The sequence below is a fragment of the Chondromyces crocatus genome, assembly GCF_001189295.1.
Taxonomy (GTDB): domain Bacteria; phylum Myxococcota_A; class Polyangia; order Polyangiales; family Polyangiaceae; genus Chondromyces; species Chondromyces crocatus.
In genome coordinates this window covers 4,630,308-4,644,418 of the sequence record NZ_CP012159.1, presented here as the reverse complement: position 1 = coordinate 4,644,418, position 14,111 = coordinate 4,630,308, and the positions used below count along the sequence as shown (strand labels likewise).

The 14,111-nt window shown below is 70.3% G+C and carries 11 protein-coding genes; 5 read left to right on the top strand and 6 right to left on the bottom strand.

From position 1 onward, the window contains the following. Window positions 1–14: 14 nt before the first annotated feature. Entirely contained in the window at window positions 15–719 is a 705-nt protein-coding gene (gene rplC, locus CMC5_RS17175; protein ID WP_082362558.1) for a 50S ribosomal protein L3, read from the bottom strand. Window positions 720–1,088: 369 nt separating this feature from the next. Between rplC and CMC5_RS17170 the strand changes: the two genes are divergently transcribed. Then, window positions 1,089–3,767: an MGH1-like glycoside hydrolase domain-containing protein gene (locus tag CMC5_RS17170; protein WP_050431452.1), complete on the top strand. Its 2,679-nt coding sequence runs from the start codon at window positions 1,089–1,091 to the stop codon at window positions 3,765–3,767. Window positions 3,768–3,928: 161 nt separating this feature from the next. Continuing rightward, complete coding sequence (locus CMC5_RS17165; RefSeq protein WP_050431451.1) at window positions 3,929–4,366, top strand: hypothetical protein; 438 nt, start codon at window positions 3,929–3,931, stop codon at window positions 4,364–4,366. A 75-nt stretch (window positions 4,367–4,441) separates the two neighbouring features. On the opposite strand, the gene CMC5_RS17160 is transcribed toward CMC5_RS17165, so the two are convergent. Next, window positions 4,442–4,867: a cupredoxin domain-containing protein gene (locus CMC5_RS17160; RefSeq protein WP_050431450.1), complete on the bottom strand. Its 426-nt coding sequence runs from the start codon at window positions 4,865–4,867 to the stop codon at window positions 4,442–4,444. A gap of 142 nt (window positions 4,868–5,009) precedes the next feature. Between CMC5_RS17160 and CMC5_RS17155 the strand changes: the two genes are divergently transcribed. The 3 genes from CMC5_RS17155 (at window position 5,010) to CMC5_RS17145 (ending at window position 10,899) form a co-directional block, all read left to right on the top strand. After that, window positions 5,010–6,986 carry a hypothetical protein gene (locus CMC5_RS17155; protein ID WP_218920278.1) on the top strand — a complete coding sequence of 659 codons (1,977 nt, stop codon included), beginning with the start codon at window positions 5,010–5,012 and terminating at the stop codon, window positions 6,984–6,986. Between the two features lie 79 nt (window positions 6,987–7,065). Continuing rightward, the gene (locus tag CMC5_RS17150) at window positions 7,066–8,031 is read left to right on the top strand and encodes a CE1 family esterase (protein WP_050431449.1); all 966 of its coding nucleotides are present in this window, start codon (window positions 7,066–7,068) and stop codon (window positions 8,029–8,031) included. 240 nt (window positions 8,032–8,271) lie between these two features. Next, a complete protein-coding gene (locus CMC5_RS17145) occupies window positions 8,272–10,899 on the top strand; it encodes an Eco57I restriction-modification methylase domain-containing protein (RefSeq protein WP_156338662.1) in 2,628 nt (875 codons plus the stop codon). Here the strand turns inward: CMC5_RS17145 and CMC5_RS17140 are convergent, their stop codons facing one another. From CMC5_RS17140 to modB, 4 genes are all read right to left on the bottom strand, one after another. Then, a complete protein-coding gene (locus CMC5_RS17140) occupies window positions 10,900–11,415 on the bottom strand; it encodes a nuclear transport factor 2 family protein (protein WP_050431447.1) in 516 nt (171 codons plus the stop codon). A gap of 10 nt (window positions 11,416–11,425) precedes the next feature. Then, complete coding sequence (trpS, locus tag CMC5_RS17135) at window positions 11,426–12,466, bottom strand: tryptophan--tRNA ligase (protein ID WP_245678477.1); 1,041 nt, start codon at window positions 12,464–12,466, stop codon at window positions 11,426–11,428. A gap of 73 nt (window positions 12,467–12,539) precedes the next feature. Continuing rightward, window positions 12,540–13,394 carry an ATP-binding cassette domain-containing protein gene (locus CMC5_RS17130; RefSeq protein ID WP_050431445.1) on the bottom strand — a complete coding sequence of 285 codons (855 nt, stop codon included), beginning with the start codon at window positions 13,392–13,394 and terminating at the stop codon, window positions 12,540–12,542. Further along, window positions 13,391–14,062 carry a molybdate ABC transporter permease subunit gene (gene modB / locus CMC5_RS17125; protein WP_050431444.1) on the bottom strand — a complete coding sequence of 224 codons (672 nt, stop codon included), beginning with the start codon at window positions 14,060–14,062 and terminating at the stop codon, window positions 13,391–13,393. The genes CMC5_RS17130 and modB overlap by 4 nt, the downstream gene beginning before the upstream one ends. Window positions 14,063–14,111 lie beyond the last annotated feature (49 nt).

Here is a 14,111-nt window from a genome sequence, read left to right as displayed (position 1 = left end):
GCGCGGTCAGGGCTTCAGGAGCCGCCCTTCTTCTTCTTCGTGTGGACGGCGCGCGCGACGTCCCAGCGCTTGGTCGCCTTCTTCACGGCGACGCGCACGGTCACGTACTGCCCCTCGGGGCCGGGGATGCCGCCCTCGATGAGGATGAGCTGCTCCTCGGGGATCACCTTGATGAGCCGCAGGTTGTGCGTGGTCACCTTCTCGTCGCCGTAGTGGCCGGGCATCTTGAGGCCGGGGAGGGTGCGGCCGGGGGTCATGTTCGTACCGATCGAGCCGCCGTGGCGGAAGTACTCGTGGGTACCGTGCGAGCTGACCGAGCCCGCCATGCTCCACCGGCGGATGACGCCGGAGAAGCCACGACCGCGGGTGCGGCCCTGGGCGTCGACGTACTGGCCGGCCTCGAACAGGTCCTCGACCTTGAGGACGCCGCCCACCTCGAACTTCGCGGCGTGCTCGGGGGAGCAACGCAGCTCGCGAAGGAGGCGCTTCGGGGTCACGCCCGTCTTCTTGTAGTAACCGGCGAGGGGCTTGGAGGTGTGCTTCTCCTTGCGCTCGTCGAGGCCGACGATGAGCGCGCTGTAGCCGTCCTTCTCGACGGTGCGCTTGCCCACCACCACGCAGCCCGCCTGGACGACGGTGCAGCGGATGACTTCGCCGTTCTCCGTGAAGATCTGCGTCATGCCGATCTTCTTGCCGATGATGCCGGGATTCTGATTCACGAGAGACTGCCTTCCTTCGCTCCGTTTCGATGGACGCGGGAACTGCGCCAGGGGCGCACAGCGAGCCGGGAGGGAACCTCGCTGCCCCTCAGCGTCTCCGAAGCAGGTTCCGGAGCGGGAAACCGGGGCGGTGAACCGCCAGACGCGTTGGGGGCGCGAAGTCTACCCAGGGAGACGCAAAAGGGAAGCGTTTGCAGGAGCTGTCCGCTCGAAGGCTGGAAATCCGGCGCTGCTGGCTGGAAATCCGGCGCTGCTGGCTGGAATCGTCGCGCCCGGGGCCGCTCGGGGCGGGCCGAAAAGGCCGACCTCGGGGGCGGGCCAGGCTTCCCATCCCCTCCCCTGGTCGCCATGATGGCGCCAGCCAAACCCATGCGAAGCCTGCGATCTTCCCTCGGTCTTTCTCTGTTCACCACGCTGGCCGTGCTCGCTGCGGGAGGCTGCGGCGACGATTACTCGAGCTCGACCACCACCACCAGCTCGACCACCACCACCAGCTCGGGGGGGCCTGGTGGGGGGGGCGGCCAGGGAGGCGACGGGGGCGCTGGTGGCGATGGCCCGATCACGGGCTGCGTGGAAGGCCGAGGTCAGGGGACGGATGGGAGCACCGTGCTCCGGGATGCGCCGTACGAGGCCACCGTCGATGTGCAGGATCCCGGGAGCTGCGCGCGCTCCTACGTCCTGGCGACGACCGGTCCGCTGCGGGACGACCTGCCGGCGAACCCGCGGACGTATGTGGAGCAGCCGGGGCAGCCGGTGGTGCGCACCGGGCACGCGATGTTCGACGCCATCTACGCGCTCGCGGTGGAAGAGGCGCGAGAGAACGCGGTGGATGCCATCTCCGACTACGCGTTCAACGATGGCCAGCCCATCTCCTGTCCTGCCGGCGGCTGCTTCGAGACGGGGCGGCTCTGGAACTACGTGTGGACCCGCGACACCGCGTATGCCGTGGCCCTGGGGCTCGGGCAGCTCGATCCGACGCGCGCGAAGAACTCGCTGGCGTTCAAGATCAGCGATCGGCGCGACGGGACCCGGCCGGAGATCGTGCAGGACACGGGCAGTGGCGGGAGCTGGCCCATCTCGACCGACCGCGTGGTGTGGGCCATCGGCGCGAAGTACCTGCTCGATTTCCTCGACGGGGAGGAGCGGCGTTCGTTCCGGGACCTCGCCTACCCCGCCCTGGTGAACACGGCGGAGCGGGACCGGCTGGCCATCTGGGATCCGGTGGACGGTCTGTACCGGGGCGAGCAGTCGTTCCTCGACTGGCGCGAGCAGACCTACCCCGGCTACACGGCGACGGACACGGTGCACATCGGGATGAGCAAGGCGCTCAGCACGAACATCGGCCACCTGGTGATGCTCGAACTCGCGGCGCAGCTCGCGGAAGAGAAGGGGGATCCGGCGGCGCAGCAGCGGTACGCGGGCTGGGCCGGCGCGCTGCGCGAGGCGCTCCGCACGCGGCTCTGGATCGAGGACAGCGGCATGTTCTCGACCTTCATCCCCGGCTCGCTGGATCAGGTCCCCACGAGCCGCTTCGACCTGCTCGGTTCGGCGTTCGCCGTTCTCTACGGCGTGGCGACGCCCGCCCAGTCCGAGCGCATCGTGGCGAGCTACCCGCACCTGCCCAAGGGGCCGCCCGTGGCATGGCCGCAGGAGCAGGACACGCCCATCTACCACAACCGCGGGATCTGGCCGTTCGTGACGGCGTTCTGGGCCAAGGCCGCGGCCAAGGTGGGCAACGCCGCGGCGCTCGAGAACGCGGTGCACTCGCTCCTGCGCGGCGCGGCGCTGAACCTGTCGCACATGGAGAACTTCGAGGTGGTGACCGGGCAGGCCTACGTGGAGGACGGGGCGGCTTCGGGACCCGTGGTGAACTCGCAGCGGCAGCTCTGGAGCGTGGCGGGTCACCTGGGGATGGTGAACGACGTGCTCTTCGGCCTGGAAGCGACGCCCACGGGCGTGCGGTTCCTGCCGAAGATCACGGGTGGGCTGCGCACCACGCTGTTCGCCGGGGCGGAGCGGATCGCGCTGAGCAACCTCCACTACCGCGGGAAGAACCTGTCGGTCGCCGTGGACCTGCCCGCCGACGTGGGCGAGGGCGGGCTGCTCACGGTGCAGTCGGTGCGCTTGAACGGGAAGGATGTGGGCACCGATCTGGTGGAGCCGGCGGCGCTGGCGAGGGACAACCTGTTCGAGATCGTCCTGGGCCCGAGCACGACGTCGGCGCGAAGCATCACGCTGCTCGAAGGCGCGGGGCTGACGGACTACCGGAACCTGTTCAGCCCTCGTCCGCCGAGCATCAGCGGCGGGGAGATCGTCGGCAACCGGGTCCAGCTCACCTGGTCCATCGGCGAAGCCGCGGCCGACGTGACGTTCAACGTGCACCGCGACGGGGCCCTCGTCGCAGCAGGCCTGCCGGGCAGCACCACAACCTGGGTGGACCAGAACAGCGCGTCGCACGCGACCCGGACCTACTGCTACACCGTGGAGGCCGTCTTCGGCGCCTCGGGCAATACGTCGCACCGGGCGCGCGCGTGGTGCTACTGGGGCCCGAACAGCGAGCGCGTGCAGAGCTTCGGCGCCCAGGGCTTCGCGGCGGTCGGTGGCAGCCTGGTGAACAACCACGGTCACTGGCACCACGAGGACTGGGGTGACCGCGGCGACACGCTGACGATCATCAACGTGACCGCCACGCAGACGGGTCGTCACCTGGTGCAGGCCGTCGCAGGGAACGGCGCGGGGAATTACAACACCGGCATCACCTGTGGCGTGAAGGCCGTCGAGGTCTGGCAAGGCGCGAACCTGGTGGGCAGCGGTCAGCTCGTCATGCCGCACCTGTCGAACTGGTCCGAGTGGCGCGACTCGAACTTCGTGCCCGTGAACCTCACCGCAGGTCAGAGCTACACGCTGGTCGTCCGCGAGGACGCCGCGTCAGGGAACATGAGCGATTTCGGGCATTTTTCGCTCTACACCGGGAACGGTGGTGCCGCGGGGCGGTTCAACAAGGTGAACATCGCCGAGGTGAAGCTGATGTCGCTCGGTACGCCTTGAGAGGGCGCGAAGTCCTGCTACAGGGCTGACGTCGCTCGGTGCTCGCTGGAAATCTGCGGCAGTCTTCGGGACATTCTTCGTCCTCTGGACATTCTCCGTCCCTCACAGGAGATGCGCCCGGACCGCATCGGTCGTAGGCTTCTCGCCATCGAAGGAGGAGCATGGATCGCAAAGACGACCGTGAAATTCCGACGCAAGCGGAGCGACTGGTGGATCGGTACTGGTTCCTGGTGCGGCGGCGCTGTGGCCAGGAGGAGCCCACGGGGACCGTGGTGCTGCGCGATGGGGAGAGCGTGGTGATCACGGTGGAGGCGCGGACGCTGGGCTGGCCGGACGGGACGCTGCTGTTCCGGCTCCGCGCGGCGACGACGCCTTGTGTGGCCTGTGTCGAGCGCGCGCTCTCGTTCGGGTACCGGCACGCCGAGCGACCGCTCACCCCTGCGGACGTCCGCGAGGTGCTCCGCGTCACGGTGGATCGGTGTGCGGCGGCGAGCGCGGATCCTGCGCACGTGACGGAGGCCTCGCCGACGCACGAGCACGAGTCGTCACGCATCGCGGCCGAGCTGCGCCAGCCTGCCGATCTCTGGGTCGTCCTCTGAGCCGAGTGAGCTGAGCGTCCAGCGAGGGGACCGAGGTCCACTCGCCTCGCGTCACAAGCGTCCGTCAGCGAGGGGTCAGGTGACGTTGATCGTGGCCTTCACCATGGCCATCCAGCACTGGAGCGTCATCTTGCCCTCTTTCTGAGGGGTGATCGCCACCTCGACCGGCGTGTTCAAGGGCAGCTCCTTCTTCACGCCGAGGTCGGGGATCTCGATCGCGTTCAGGCACCCGCTCTTCGTGGTCCGGTTGAAGCGCAGCACCACGGTCTCCCCCTTCTTCAGGTCCAGGGTCGACGGCGAGAACCCTTCGTCCACGACCGCGATCTCGATGCGCTTGGCATCCGCCGGGATGGCTCCGTCCGCCGCCGGCTTCGCGGCCTCGGGCGCGGCCGTGGAAGCTTTGTCCGCTGGAGCCGCGTTGTCTGCGGCGGAGGGCTGGTTGCAACCGACGATCGCAAGAAGCAGCGGGAAGCCTGCAGCAGAGGGGAGGAGCGGGCGCATGACGGGAGTCTTCCCGATGGCAGCCTGGGGCGTCAAGCCCGCCTCCCTGGTGGGGCGCGAGTGGATGGGGGCGAGCGCACCTCGCGCCCAGGCCTCATCCCGGGAGTTTGCTTGGAGGACGGGGCGCGTTAGAAGGGTCCGCATGTCGCGATGGGCGCTGCTCGCCCTGCTCCTCTCGGGCTGCTCCGACGTGGGTCCGTCGGTCGATGCGCTCCTCGCGGGCGCGTGGGGCCGGAACCCACCAGGGCCGCCGGCTCGGGTCATGGCGGCCGTCGCGACCGCGGCGCGGGCCGGGGCGACGGCTGCGGCGACCACCGCGCTCGCGAGACCCGACGTTCCGACGGGAGCCGCTTGCGAGACGAGCGCCGACGTCACGCTGTTCGTCTCTCCCGCTGCGCCACGCGAGGGGGAACCGCTCCGGATCGTGGTGGTCTCGTCGCAGCCGATCCCCGAGGCGGCGGGTGCGCTGGACATCCGGTCGCCCGAGAGCGCCACGGCCCCGTTCGAGGTCGCCCAAGGGGGCGGCCCGCCCTGGTGGCGTTCTGCCGACATCGCCGCGGCCAGAGCGGGCACCTACCGGGTCGTGCTCGGCCGCGGGCGCGAGATCCTGGCGTGTCAGGACATCCGCGTCGCCTCGGCCGTCGGTCCCGCCGCGTTTCGCACGACCGACGGCGCCGCCGGCGGGACCACGTGGCAAAGCGCGCGGGCCTGGACGAGCGCCGACGAGGACCTCTACTCCGCCTGGATCGAGCGGCTCTTCGACGCCCCCCTCACCGAGCAACCTTCCTGGCGTGCGCTCCAGGAGGTGCTGCGGGACGACAGGCGCAACCTCCTCCACAACCATCTCGGCCAGGGCGAGGACGACCCGCCTCCGCGCGGCCTCTCCCTCAAGCCGGACTGCGCCGATCTGCCCTACTTCCTGCGGGCGTACTTCGCCTTCAAGCGTGGCCTGGCCTTCGGCTTCTCGGCGTGCACCCGCGGCGGGTACGGCGCACCGCCGAGCTGCAGGCGGTTCCGCTCCAGCGACGAGCGCTTCTCCGGAAAGGCCCGGAGCCTGGTCCAGGCGTTCAACCACTTCCTCCGCGTCACCGTGGCAGACACTGTGCACTCGGGGAGCAGCCGTGTGCCCTCGGAGTCCGAGGAAGGCGACTACTACTCGGTCGCACTCACCGCCCAGAGCTTGCGGCCCGGGACGGTGTACGCCGATCCCTACGGGCACGTGCTGATGGTGACGAAGCGCGTGCCGCAGACCGACGACGCGGGCGGCGTCCTGCTGGCGGTCGACGGCCAGCCCGACGGCACGGTCGCGCGGCGGCGCTTCTGGCGCGGGAACTTCCTCTTCGCGGTCGAGCCCTCGCTCGGAGGCGCCGGCTTCAAGCGGTTTCGCCCCTTGATGCGGGAGCGAGGCCGGCTCCGACCCCTCACGAACGAAGAGATCGCGCGCCACGAGGTCTACGGCGACTACTCGCGTGACCAGCATCTCCGCGGGGTGGAGGGCTTTTACGACAAGGTCGACGCGGTGCTCTCCCCGGCGCCGCTGGACCCACGCCGCGCCCTGATGGAGACGATCCAGGCCCTGGACGAGCAGGTCCGCGGCCGCGTGCTGTCCGTGAAGAACGGGCAGGACTACGTGGCGCAGGGCAACCCCTCGGTGGACATGCCCAAGGGCGCGGAGATCTTCGAGACGATGGGCCCGTGGGAGGACTTCTCGACGCCGTCGCGGGATCTCCGCCTCTTGATCGCCATCGACGTGGTGCGTGGCCTGCCGGCGCGCGTGGAGCGGCTCCCTGCTCGGTACGCGATGCCCGCGGGCCGGACCCCGGCCGAGGTGCGCACCGAGCTGGAGCGGGTCCTCTCGGAGGAACTCGGGGCGCGCACCGTCACCTATACCCGGAGCAACGGCACCGAGTACGCGCTGACCCTCGGTGACGTGGTGGCACGCGCCGAGGCGCTGGAGATGGCCTACAACCCCAACGACTGCGTCGAGGTGCGCTGGGGGGCTCCCGAGGGCAGCGACGAGGCGGGCCCCTGCGTGCGCCGCGCGCCGTGGTCTCAGCGGGTCAAGATGCAACGTTACCGCTCGTGGTTCCGGAACCGCATGCGCCCACCGCGGGGCTGAGACATCGCGCGAAAGAGGCTCACTCCGGTCGGCTCACGGGCGGCTTGCCGGACCCCGGGTGCGCAGGTATGGCCAGGCCATGCGCATGTTCCCCGCCACGTTGCTCGCGGTCGCACTCACGGGTGCGGCGGCTCTCAGCTCGGGATGCTCCTCCGACGACGATGCCACCAGCTCGGCAGGGGGTGGCCCCGCAGGGGAAGGTGGTGCGGGAGGGGGTGGCGCGGGCGGCGCTGGCGGCGCTGGCGGGACGTCGCACGTGTTCGGCGGTGACCGGCCCGTCGATGTCTTCGTGCCCTCGGGATACCAGGAGGACACGCCCGCGCCCCTCGTGATCCTCCTGCACGGGTTCACGGCATCGGGAGGGCTCCAGGAGCTGTACTTCCAGTTTCGGCCACTCGCCGAGGCGCACGGGTTCCTGTACGCGCACCCCGACGGGACGACCGATCCAGACGGCAGCCGCTTCTGGAACGCGACGGACGCCTGCTGCAACTTCCACGGCAGCACCGTCGACGACTCCGCGTACCTCCGGGAGCTCGTCGAGGAGATCCAGGCGCACTACGCGGTGGATCCGAAGCGGATCTACTTCGTCGGCCACTCCAACGGCGGCTTCATGTCCTACCGCATGGCGTGCGACCACGCCGATCTCGTCGCCGCCGTCGTCAGCCTCGCCGGGGCGATGGTGTCCATGCCGTCGCAGTGCGCGGCCACCGAGCCCGTCTCGGTGCTGCAGATCCACGGAACGGACGACGATACCGTCAAGTACGAGGGGGACACCTTCGCGGGGATCGCGTACCCGAGCGCGCTCGCCTCGGTGGAGCACTGGGCCGAGCTGGGGGGCTGCGACGCATCACCGACGTCGGGAGAGCCGCTGGATCTGGAGGCAGACATCGGCGGTGCCGAGACGACCACGCAGACCTTCGGCGGCTGTGCCTCCGGGGTGAACGCTGCACTGTGGAGCATCCAGGGCGGCAGCCATCTCCCCTCGTTCACGTCCGCCTTCGGCACCGGGGTGTTCGACTTCCTGCTCTCGCACCCCAAGCCGTGAGCGCGCCCTGCGCCACACGACGGTGCGCCCGTATCGCCGGGCGCGCCGGGATCTGACCGAGCCCCGCGACCCGACGAGCCTGACCCAGCTTCACCCACGGAAAAGCGCGAAACACCGGCGTTCATGCTGGAGCACACCGCCCGGCCCAGCACGCTTGCCACCTCGGCGAGGCCTTCCGCGAGGCCCCATCCACGGCGACCCGCTTGCGCCACGCGCCTGCATCCGGCGATGCTACCGCGCGTGTTGCCAACACTCCCCGTGACGGGGGGAGAAGACTGCCAGTCCGACGGGAAGCTGGATCGAGGCGATTCCCGGCCCGTCGCGAGGATCAAGGCCAGCCCCTCGGTCGGGCCGTCCCAGGCTCGCCCGGCCCGGCGGTTCCGCGATCACGCCCTGCTGGCGCTCCGCGAGCTGGGCGAAGCCTTCTTGCAGGCGGATGTGAACGCTGGCGGTCGGCTCCTCGCGGGACAGGAAGCGCTCCTCACGCGAGGCCTCACCACGGTCCTCCTCCGGCTGCTCGTCTTGCTCGTCGTCGAGCGTGTCGCCCCGGAGCGCCTGGTCCTGTCGACGCTGTTCAGCACGCCGGAGCGCGCATGGTCCGCGCTGCTCGCGCTGACACGCGCGGTTCACGGAGGAGCCCACACGCCGACGGGCGCAGCGCTGCCTCTCCCGCATGGCGGATGCCTGTTCGATCCCCACCTTCATCCGTTCCTCGAAGGGCGGCCTGCCGGCAGCAAGGATGAGCTTCCCGAGGCGCCCACGCTGCCCACCGTCCCGGATGCGGTGCTGCGGCGGGTGCTGTCCCACCTCGCCGCGCCCGAAGTCCACCCGGAAGATCCGTCGCTCGGAGTCGATCGGCTCGGGGCGCTGCACGAGGGGCTGCTCGGGGTCGAGCTGAAGCTGGACGGCGCTGGAGGGTTCTCCATCACCGCCGGGGATGCCCGCCGGCGCGCTGGCGCGCACTACACCTCGCGCACGATGGCACGCGCGATCGTCTCGCGAGCGCTCGCGCCTCTCCTCGCCGAGGCGCGCACCCCGGCGGCCATCCTCGCCCTGCGGATCTGTGATCCCGCCATGGGAGCAGGCGCGTTCCTGCTCGAGACCTGCCGCGAGCTGGCGGAGGCGCTGCTGACGGCGTGGGAAGACGCAGGCGTCACGCACGGGCTCGAAACGGCGGAGGCGCGGCGTGCCCAAGCGCACTACCTCGTCGCGCAGCACGCCCTCCATGGCGTGGACAAGGATCCGCTCGCCGTGGACATCGCCCGGATCTCCCTGGGCCTCTTCGCACTGGGACCGGACGGGCGCCCTCCGTTCCTCGCACACGCCCTCCAGCGGGGGGACGCGATCCTGGGCCTCGATCGCGCCCAGATCGCCGCCCTGACGCCGCGACGACGTCATGCTCGGGAGGACCCCGTGGCCATCGAAGCCCTGGAGCGCGCAACGGCGAGCGCCGCGGCCAGCCGGCGTGCCCTTCGTGAAGGCACCCTGACCCGGGAGCACGCCCTCGCGTGCGCCGACCAGGCGCTCATCCCCACCCGCCACCTCGCCGACACCATCCTCGCGACGTTCCTCTGGGCAGAACGGCGCGCGAGGCCACGGGTGCTGGCAAAGCTCCCTCCCCTCGTCCCGCGGCTGCTGGAAGGCGACCTCGACCCCGAACTCACCCACCGGCTCGACAAGCTGCGCGAGCGCCACGGCCCCCTGCACTGGGAGCTGGAGTTCGCCGATGTCTTCGCCGAGCGCGGAGGCTTCGACGCCTTCGTGGGCAACCCCCCCTGGGTGGCCTACGCCGGCAGGGCAGCCCAGCCGATCGCCAACCCCCTGCGTGATCTCCATGCCGAACTCAGCACCGCCTTCTCGGGCTACCGCACGCTCCAGGGGCTCTTCGTCCACCGCATGGCGACGCTGCTGAGGCCCGGAGGCCGGCTCGGGCTGGTGCTGCCCACCTCGATGTCCGATCTCGCAGGCTACGAGCCGACCCGCCGCGCACACGACGCGCTGTGCAGGGCCGATGAAGCCCTCCCCGATTTCGGGGAGCGCGCCTTCGAAGGCGTGTTCCAGCCGAGCATGGGCTTGCTCTCCACGCGCCGTCACGCATCACCGTCCGCCCCTCGCCCCCCATCGTCGCGATGGCACCTGGCCAGCTCCGATCTCGACGCGAGGACGGCCGAGCTGCTCGCACGGCTCGACACGCTGCCCCGGCTGTCCCCGCGGCTCTTCGGCGAGCGCGGCTTCCAGACGAGCGCCGCCGACACGCGAAAGCTCGTGCTCCAGCCCGACGCGACGCACACGGTGGGCTTGCGGGCCGGCAGCGACGTCGCCCCCTGCTTGCTCAAGCCCCCTCGCTTCTACTGCGATCCGGACGCCTTCGACACCCGCTTCCGCCCAGCCCAGGAGTGGCGCACCGTGGACCTGCTCATCCGGCAAACGGCGCGCTTCCCCCTGGCGGCACTCTCGGATGGGCAGGCCTTCCGGAACTCCATCCTGGCAGGCTTCGCGGACGAGCAGTACGGCGCGCACTTCCTGCTGCTGTACCTGAACTCCACGCCCGTGCGCTGGGTTCACTACCATCGCCAGCGGGATGCGCGGCAGGGCATGCCTCAGGTGAAGATCTCCCACCTCCGCGCGCTGCCCGCACCGCCTGCGGACCACCCTGCCGTGCACGCCCTCTCGGCGCTGGGACGACGGCTCGGAGATCGCAACGAGGGAATCACGGCCGCCGAGCAGGAAGCGATCGATGGGCTCGTGTCCGACGCCCTGTCGCTGGATGACGAGGCGCGCGCGCTGGTGGGAAGCTGGTGGGAAGTGGTGCAACGAGGATCGCGACCCGCGCGAGGCGCCTCACCAGCGAGCCCCGAGGCGACCTGACTACGGCTCGTCGTCGTCGGTGCCCAGCCGCGAGCCCGCGACCACCGAGACGAGCCGCCAGTCTCCATCGATCTTCTCCGCGCGAAACATCACCTTGCGCTCGTCCCGGCGCACCGACTGCCCGTGCTGCGCGCCGGTGACCGTGGCGGTCGCCTTGGCCTCGGCAGTGAGCCCTCCAGGATCCATCTGGAGGTCGATGTCGTCGAGGGTGACGTGCGCGGAGCCGTAGACCGCCCCGAGCTTGACCGTCGCGTCCACCAGCGCGTCACGTCCCTGGAGGCGCTGGTTGATCTCGGGCACGCTGGCAGAGGCGTCCTTCGAGAAGATCTCGCTGAAGTCGGAGCGGACCCGGCCGAGTCGCACCACCGGGTTCGTGTCCCCTTCCTCGACGCGCACGGCGTCCGCCGCCCGGTGCAGGAGGGCGAGGACGCGGTCCTTGTCGGAGGCCCCGAAGAGTGCGTACGCGATGAAGGCCACGCCGAGGACGACGAGGCCGATGGGGAGCCAGCGCTTCATGCGCGGAAGCCTAGGGGATGGAGCTTTTCGGGGCGAGCGGCGCTTGCACCGGAACGAGGCCGATCTTCCGGTGGACCTTGGAGAGCGTCTTGCGCGCGCGGAAGCGGGCACGCTCGGCGCCTTCCCCGAGGATCTTCTCCAGGGTGGACTTGTCGCCCATCAGCTCCTTGTAGCGCGCCTGGATGGGAGCGAGCGCCGAGACGACCACCTCGGCCAGCTCCTCCTTCAGGTGCCCGTACCCCTTGCCCTGGAAGTGCTCTTCCAGCTCGGCGAACGTCTTGCCGCTCAGCGCCGTGTGGATGGTGAGCAGGTTGCTCACGCCAGGCCGCGACTCGTCGACCCGGATCTCCGTGCCCGAGTCGGTGACGGCGCGCTTGATCTTGCGGCGGATCACCTCCGGCGGATCCATCAGCCCGATGTAAGCGTCGGGGTTCTCGTCGCTCTTCGACATCTTCTTCGTCGGGTCCTGGAGGCTCATGATCCGCGCCCCCACCTTGGGGATGAAGGGCTCGGGGATGACGAAGGTGTCCGAGTAGCGCTGGTTGAAGCGCTGGGCGAGATCCCGGGTCAGCTCGAGGTGCTGCTTCTGGTCGGCCCCCACGGGGACGAGGTTCGCCTGGTAGAGCAGGACGTCCGCCGCCATGAGCACCGGGTAGGTGAGCAGGCCCGCGTTGACGTTCTCCTCGTGCCGATGGGACTTGTCCTTGAACTGCGTCATGCGGCTCAGCTCGCCCATGTACGCGATCGTGTTCAGCACCCACGCGAGCTCGGCATGCTGGGAGACGTGGGACTGGAGGAAGATGACGGATTCCTCCGGGTCGATGCCGCTGGCGATGTACTGGGCGGCGAACGAGAGACACTGGTTGCGCAGCTCGGCGGGGACCTGCTTCACCGTCAAGGCGTGCAGATCCACGATCATGAACACGCAGTCGTACTGGTGCTGGAGCTCGACCCAGTTCCTCAGAGCGCCCACGTAGTTGCCGATGGTCATGAGACCACTCGGCTGCATACCCGACAGAATGACTGGCTTTTTCTGGGAAGGCTCGCTCACCCGAGCATCTTCCCCGCACGCTCGTGGCGGCGCAAGGGCGTCGCACGAGAGAGCCGAGCGCTGCGGACAGGGCTCAGGTGCGCGGCGTGCGCAGCGTGAGGCGGAGCGACTCCTTCACCCCGGAGAGCACCTCGGCCGGGCCTTCCAGGCGCGCTTCCCGGAGCGCGAGCGCGACCCTCCCCTCCCCCGCTTCCGTTGTGGTTCCCGTCGTCACGCCCGTCAGCAGCACCACCCCGTCCTCGCGCAGCAGCGCTGCGGGAGACCCTTGCGCCACCGTCCGGCCTCGCTCGAACCGCACCATCGTGTCGCCCAGCGCGAGCGCTTCCTCTGGATCGTGCGTCACCAGGACCGCCGGCGTGCCGTGCCGCGCGAGCGTCTCGCGGAGGACCTGCCGCAGCTCGGCTCGCCCCGCCTGATCGATCGAGGCGAACGGCTCGTCGAGCAAGAGCAGCCGCGGCTCCACGAGGAGCGCCCTGGCCAGCGCCACCCGCTGCCGCTCGCCCCCCGAGAGCGACGAAGGCCGTGCGCCCGCGAGGTGGGCGATCCCCACCTCCTCCATCAGCGCCGTCACCCGCGGGCCACGCCGCCTCCGCTCGCGGAAGGGCAGACCGAAGGCGACGTTCCGCGCCACCGAGAGGTGCGGGAACAGCGAAGGGAGCTGCGGCACGTAGCCCATCCGACGCCGCTCGGGCCGCACGAAGATCCGCCGCTCGCCGTCGTAGAGCACCTCCCCCGTCGCCCGCACGTATCCAGCGACGGGGCGGAGCAGCCCCCCGAGCGCGCGCAGCGTCAGCGACTTGCCCGCGCCGGAGGGACCGAACAGGACGAGCACGCCGCGATCCAGCGACAGCTCGGCCGTGACCGAGAAGCGGTCTTCATCATCGCCCACCGTCACCGTGAGCGAGGCCTCCAGCGCAGGCGCGCTCACCCCGTGATCTCCCGCGGAGAGAGCCGCGCTGCTACGAAGGCCACGACCAGCGACATCCCCGTCAGCACGATCACGTACAGGCCCGCGCGCGCGTCGTCTCCCCCCTGGTAGGCAGCGAACAGCTCCAGCGGCATGGTGTTCGTCAGGCCGGGGATGTTGCCGGCGAACATGAGCGTCGCCCCGAACTCGCCGAGCGCGCGGGCGTAGCCGAGGACCAGCGCCGCGAGCACACCGCGGTAGGCAACCGGCAGCGTGACCCGGAACAGCAGCGACAGTGGCCCCAGGCCGAGGGTCTTCGCCACCTGCTCCAGCTCGGGGGGCACGGCCTCGATCGCGGGCTGCGCGGTCTTCACCACGAGGGGCAGCGCGACCACCGTCGAGGCGAGCACGGCGCCAGCGGGCGAGAACACGAGGCGCACACCGAAGGTCCCCTCCAGCAGCGGCCCCACCAGGCCACGCCGCCCGAAGACCACGATGAGGAAGTAGCCGATCACGGAAGGAGGCAGGATCAGCGGCAAGAGGACGAGCGCCTCCACCAGCCAGCGGAGCGGGTAGCGATGGCGCGCCTGCACCCACGCGATGCCGATGCCGAGAGGCCCCGCGAGGCCCAGCGCGATCGCCGCGACCCGCAGCGACAGGCCGATCGGGAACGCTTCCTCGGACGTCACGCGCGGGATGCTACGCGAGGCCGCGGCTCACGGAACAGCTCCCTGTCCT

Bases quoted from the DNA above. Each gene is read 5' to 3' on its own strand.
- CMC5_RS17140 (WP_050431447.1), bottom strand. From the start codon at position 11,415: ATGAAGCGCTGGCTCCCCATCGGCCTCGTCGTCCTCGGCGTGGCCTTC.
- CMC5_RS17170 (WP_050431452.1), top strand. From the start codon at position 1,089: ATGCGAAGCCTGCGATCTTCCCTCGGTCTTTCTCTGTTCACCACGCTG.
- CMC5_RS17165 (WP_050431451.1), top strand. From the start codon at position 3,929: ATGGATCGCAAAGACGACCGTGAAATTCCGACGCAAGCGGAGCGACTG.
- CMC5_RS17150 (WP_050431449.1), top strand. From the start codon at position 7,066: ATGCGCATGTTCCCCGCCACGTTGCTCGCGGTCGCACTCACGGGTGCG.
- CMC5_RS17155 (WP_218920278.1), top strand. From the start codon at position 5,010: ATGTCGCGATGGGCGCTGCTCGCCCTGCTCCTCTCGGGCTGCTCCGAC.
- CMC5_RS17160 (WP_050431450.1), bottom strand. From the start codon at position 4,867: ATGCGCCCGCTCCTCCCCTCTGCTGCAGGCTTCCCGCTGCTTCTTGCG.